Genomic DNA, 5,931 nt, shown 5'->3' with positions numbered 1-5,931 from the left:
ATGTATATCGTTGGCAGAAGAAATTATTTAGACCAATTATCAAAAGCTTCATTGATGACTTTATTCTCGATAAAAATCATCTGCTACCACAGAGAATCTTTAAATAATAGTGCGTAAGTCCTATATACTTAAAAATCATTTTTAAAATGCGAAATTACTTTTAGGTGCGTAACATCAGTTACTCAACTTTATAAGCTTATAGGGATAAGTCATTCATCTCCCTCTTACTCTGTGGCAGATGAACAGGTAAACTATCGCTATTATCTTTTGATGTTCCTGTTTGGAGACAACATAATGTCGTGGCTTTCTTCTCTAAAATCTGTGTTTTCACCCTCCCAAGAGGTGAAAGAAGAGGAAATCCAACAGGTTTTACAAAACTACGTACTTCCCAATTCAAATAATGCTTTAAAAGACCGTATTACACAGGTAAATGTGCAAGGTCAGATCTTGCAGATCACGATTAATACCTTTCCTTCAGAAGCCGATGACTTACAAAAAATCCATGATGATTTGGCCGATGCATTGGAAAAATGTGGCATCACAGAATTAAATATGCACGTGATTCAGCAAAAAACTGGACATACATCGGGTGGTTGCGGTCATCACCATGCAGAAGGTGAAAGCTGTTCAACACAGCCTAAAGCTAATGAACAAACTGAGCAAAAGTCTACTACGAGTAATCTGCCACCTGTTGTGGATGCATCTGCTACTCAAGCCAAGGCTGAAGAAGATCCAAACAATCCACCAATTCAAAAAGCGGCACCTCTGCAACGTGATGTACCGAAACACCCACGCATTCAAAATGTAATTTTAGTGTCTTCAGGCAAAGGTGGTGTGGGTAAGTCAACCACGACAGTTAACTTAGCTTTGGCATTACAGCAATTGGGGCTAAAAGTTGGCGTTTTAGATGCGGATATCTATGGTCCAAGTATTCCAACGATGCTTGGTAACGCAGGCCGCACGCCGATGATCGAAGCTGAGCAATTTGTTCCTATCGAAGCATATGGTATGGCTGTACTTTCAATTGGTCACTTAACTGGGGATAACAATACGCCAGTGGCTTGGCGTGGGCCGAAAGCGACGGGGGCGTTAATGCAGCTCTTTAACCAAACTTTATGGCCTGATCTGGATGTATTGGTCATTGATATGCCGCCAGGCACAGGTGATATCCAGTTGACGCTTGCACAGCGTATACCGGTGACAGGTGCTGTGATTGTGACGACACCACAAAATGTTGCATTAATGGATGCGACCAAAGGCATTGAGTTGTTTAATCGTGTACATATTCCCGTGATGGGCGTGGTTGAAAATATGTCGACTCACATCTGTTCGAACTGTGGGCATGAAGAGCAAATCTTTGGTACAGGTGGTGGCGACCAACTTTCAGCCCAATACGACATTCCGCTCTTAGGTCGTTTACCGCTGAATGTACAAATTCGTGAAAATGCCGATGCAGGGAAACCATCTGTGATAGCAGGTGATGATGCTGCTGAAAGCTACATGGCGATTGCACAAAAAGTTGCAGATGCATTACCTCAGGCTGAAAAAGATAAAAACCGTATTTTCTAAGGGTGAACTGAAATTTAAGTTGATCGTATTAAAATCTGGCCTCGTGCCAGATTTTTTATAACGTGGTATTGGGAGTGTTTGAAAATTATGAGTACTGAACTTTAGACATTCAACGATGTCTATGAATTACACATCTAAAAAACGATTTGCACAATTTCTTATTTTTCCTGCGATTATAAGCCGTCTGCCAAGGATAAAATTCTTGAGGCATATCAAAGGATGTCGCGTTTGTACTTAGTTTTTACAAAATAGCTTTCACGATATTTCTATTATTTTGGCTAGGATCAATTCTTTGAACGGCAGTAACTGTACAAACGCATTGTGTCTTAGATTTTTTGCCAAATGTCCTCTGTTACAAGGGGCTTAGCATTGAAAAAATATAGAGGAACAAATAATTTTAAATATTATTTGAAGTCATTAAAACCCACCCATCAAATGAGGGTACGCCTTAGTCTAAGAAATTAAAAAGCCCGGTAATTACCGGGCTTTTTAATTGGTTTTTTAGGAGGAAAGAGACGGGTTTGCTTTACGTTTAGCAGTGATAATATTCACCGTAATTGCGATGATGACCATGATAATGCCTACAATATCTGTAATGGTTTCTGGAATAATCATACACAGCGCACCCACACCTAAAAAAATACGCCAGAACCAGTTGAGATAAGTCTTGAAATAACCTTCAACTGCGGAGCCTAAAGCGAGAATTCCTATCACTGAAGTGACAGTAATACTCGCTATAGTTGTCCATGCTGGAAAGGCAAATTCTCGAGCATTGACTGCAACATTGGTGGTATCAATCATCAGCATGGCAGGGTTATAAACGAATAAAAATGGAACAATAAAACCAGCAAGAGAGAGTTTTAAGGCCTGAAACCCAGTGCGCATTGGATCACCGCCTGCAATTCCTGCACCAGCAAAGGCGGCAAGGGCAACTGGTGGGGTGATGTTTGCAAATAAACCAAAATAGAACACAAACATATGCGCGACTAATACAGGAATATCAAAGTTTGCGAGTGCTGGTGCTGCCATAGTGGCAGTAATGATATAGGCCGGAATAGATGGAAGCCCCATGCCTAAAATCATCGATGCAATCATGGTCAAAAATAAAGTTAGAAAGAGACTACCTGCACCTAAACTCATAATTGAAGAAGTCATTACTGAACCAAAACTTGTCAGACTTACTACGCCGATAATAATACCAACGACAGCACAAGCAGCCATCACAGATAATGATTGTTTGGCTCCATCAACGAGCGCATCTAAAATATCTTTTACGCCCATTCGTGTTGATTTTCTTATAGCTGCTACAAAGATGGTCAGGACGATGGTGTAGACAGCAGCATAGCTCACAGGAATATTTTGAAATAAGAAAAAGACCAGTGCCAAAATTGGAATAAGTAAATGTCCACGCTCTTTTAGAACTTCTTTTACTTTAGGTAAATCAGCTTTAGGTACGCCTTTCAGATCATCTTTACCCGCACGGAAATGAACTTGAGCCATGACGCCAAGGTAATACAATAAGGCAGGTAATAATGCGGCTAGTGCAATCGTGCCATAACTCACGCCAGTTGTTTCGGCCATAATGAAGGCACTCGCACCCATGACTGGCGGCAAAATTTGTCCACCGACGGATGCACTGGCTTCAACGGCACCAGCAAAATTCTTGTGATAACCAATTTTTTTCATCAATGGAATGGTAAATGAGCCTGTGCCAACAACATTGGCAACAGCAGTTCCATTAATACTGCCCATAAATCCACTTGAAATTACAGCAACTTTGGCAGGACCACCTTGTTTATGACCCGCCAATGCCATGGCAAGATCATTGAACAATTTCCCCATACCTGATTTTGCAAGAAAAGCACCAAAAAGGATAAATAAGAAAATAAAAGTGACGGATGCACCAATTGCCGAAGAATATAAGCCTTCGGTTTTTAAATACATATGTCCGAAAATGTCGCTGATGGTATAAGGGCGAGTAATTAATCGATCTGGCAACCAATCAAAGTGACTGATAAATGTATAGGTCAGGAAAATTAAACTTAAAATGGGCAGCATCCACCCCATGACCCGGCGAGTTGCTTCTATGACTAATACCACACTCATAATTGCAAACGCGATATCTAAGGTATTTGGAATACCACCTCGAGTGGTCATAATAGATTGATATTCTTTCCATAAATATAAAAAACTGAAGATGGAAAGCAAAGCCAAGAACCAATCGAGAAGTGAAATATGCTGCCGGGAGCTTGCTTGACGAGCTGGATAGAGTAAGAAAATGAGTGCTAGGCCAATAGCGACATGGGCTGCACGCTGTATTAACTCAGGTAAAGGATTAAACGTAATAAATAAATGAAATAATGAATAAAAGATCGCTACAAATGCAACAAAGTAGGTAACAGATTTGCTCATATTGATTCGAGTAACAGATTCCCGATCAAATTTTTCTAATATGGCTTGTTGTTGTTTCTCATCGAGTTGTTCTAATACAACTTTATCTTCTTTGGAATTCATAGGCATTCTCCAATCCACCAAGACTTCCATTTGGGTTGATATTGAACCGAGATGTTGACCAAACTATAGTCTGGGTAACTTTGAAAAATAGACCAAATTTTTTGGTCAGCGAGGATCGTGCCTTGCATATTTCTAGAAATCACCCAGTTGATTTCATCTATATTTTGATTGACCCGCATTCTAATCACACCATTTTTTTGAAACTCAATGGGATAATTTGAGGGTGTACCTGCACCAAATGAAATCAAATCGGTGTGGCGCAGTAAAAACTTATTCTTTTGACGCTGATATTGTTCAGACCAAGCCGTCTTTTCTACTGAATGCTTCCACTGTAAATCAAATTGATCAGTTGAAATTTTGCATATATCAGTTTCAACTCTAACCTGCGTATACAGTGTTGGATAGCTAGCATAGATTACGAAGAACAATATAAAAAATGCAGTATAAACTGCATTTTTTTGAAGCTTATTATTTTTTAACCACTTCATCATAGTAGCGTTTCGCGCCTGGATGTAGAGGCGCTACAAGGCCTTGTTGAGCACCTTCAAGCGTGATTTCTGTTGCTGCTTGGTGTGAAGTTGCCAATTGAGGCAAACTGTCAAAGAAAGTTTTTGTTAGTTTGTAGACATCATCATCCGATATATCTGAGCGAACAACTAATGCATTTTTAATTGCGGCAGTTTGAATGTCCGCAGTATTGCCATAAGTGCCTTTTGGAATAATCATCGGTAAGAAATAACTTTGATCTTTAGCTATTTCTTTGACTTTATCTGCATTGATTGAAACTAACTGTAGATCAAAGCTTTGTTGAAGTTCCATGAGTGATGAGTTTGGAATGCCACTGGTCAGGAATGCTGCATCAAGCTTGCCACCTTTTAAAGCATCAGCGGCTTCAGCATAGCCCAAATAATCAACTTTAATATCTTTATAGGTGATTCCAAAACCATTCAACAGTGTACGTGCATTTACTTCTACACCTGAATTTTGTGCACCTACAGCGATACGTTTACCTTTCAAATCTTCGATATTTTTGATCCCTGATTTTTTAGAGGTTACGATTTGTACGTAGTTTGGATAAAGCGCTGCGACTTGGCTGACATTCTCAACTTTACCATTTGCGAAACTTCCTGCTCCGTTCAGTGCTTCTGTTAAGCTGTCACTCATAACAAATGCCATTTCAACTTTATTCTGTTTGAGAAGGTTTAAGTTTTCGACTGATGCACCTGTAGTCTGAGTCTTAGAATTTACACCAAAAGTTTTGTTATAAATTTCTGCAAGACTCGTCCCAATCACATTGTAAGGTCCTGATGCTCCGCCAGTTGCAATGGTTACGAACTTGGTTTGAAGTTTGTCAGATGTAGCAGTTTCTGCGCTTTTTCCTTCCGTGGCATTTTCTGAAGTAGATTGATCATTTGAGCAAGCAGTAATACACGCCAAAGTAACCGAGAGTAACGTGAGTTTTGTCCATTGGTTCATAGAAACGTCCTTTTACACATAAATTTTGAATATTGATTTGATGAGTTTTAATTTCCACTACTCAATTGAACATAACTTAATCAATTATTTTTGAAAAGTATTTTTTTTGATTTTTAGTCTCCAATAAATAATGGTTATGCGTAAGAATGGCATGGAGCTATATCGTTTATTTTAATAATATTTTGTTACGTGTAAAAACTGTAGGGTATACATGGAATCATGTGAAATTTCTTTTATAAATATAATAGGACTTACGCATTGACGGATTCAAAAAAGTATTAAAATACTTTATAAAGTATCTGTGATCAGACGAATTAAAAATGCTTCTACAGCAACTTGTACTCTACCCATTTATATGGGCTTTCTCATGAC

General features: G+C 39.0%; 4 protein-coding genes and 1 pseudogene. 2 read left to right on the top strand and 3 right to left on the bottom strand.

Annotation, left to right across the window (positions count from 1 at the left end; translation table 11 throughout):
- Both FTU17_RS16560 and apbC read left to right on the top strand, forming a co-directional pair.
- Positions 1–107: pseudogene (locus FTU17_RS16560) on the top strand (IS701 family transposase); the annotation flags it as partial.
- Between the two features lie 187 nt (positions 108–294).
- Entirely contained in the window at positions 295–1,569 is a 1,275-nt protein-coding gene (gene apbC / locus FTU17_RS16555; RefSeq protein WP_180004976.1) for an iron-sulfur cluster carrier protein ApbC, read from the top strand.
- Positions 1,570–2,070: 501 nt separating this feature from the next.
- Here apbC and FTU17_RS16550 read toward each other — a convergent pair.
- From FTU17_RS16550 to FTU17_RS16540, 3 genes are read right to left on the bottom strand one after another with little or no spacing between them, the layout of a single operon-like run.
- Positions 2,071–4,083 (bottom strand): TRAP transporter permease, encoded by a 2,013-nt coding sequence (locus FTU17_RS16550; protein WP_180114717.1) that lies wholly within the window; start codon positions 4,081–4,083, stop codon positions 2,071–2,073.
- Entirely contained in the window at positions 4,080–4,574 is a 495-nt protein-coding gene (locus FTU17_RS16545; RefSeq protein ID WP_257227418.1) for a DUF1850 domain-containing protein, read from the bottom strand. The genes FTU17_RS16550 and FTU17_RS16545 overlap by 4 nt, the downstream gene beginning before the upstream one ends.
- Positions 4,552–5,559, bottom strand: a complete 1,008-nt coding sequence (locus FTU17_RS16540; RefSeq protein ID WP_180136046.1) for a TAXI family TRAP transporter solute-binding subunit — start codon at positions 5,557–5,559, stop codon at positions 4,552–4,554. The genes FTU17_RS16545 and FTU17_RS16540 overlap by 23 nt, the downstream gene beginning before the upstream one ends.
- Between the last annotated feature and the right edge of the window lie 372 nt (positions 5,560–5,931).

Source organism: Acinetobacter sp. YH12070 (assembly GCF_013419625.1).
Lineage (GTDB): Bacteria > Pseudomonadota > Gammaproteobacteria > Pseudomonadales > Moraxellaceae > Acinetobacter > Acinetobacter amyesii.
The sequence above is the reverse complement of the archived record's forward strand: the minus strand, read 5'-3'. Positions and strand labels throughout refer to the sequence as shown.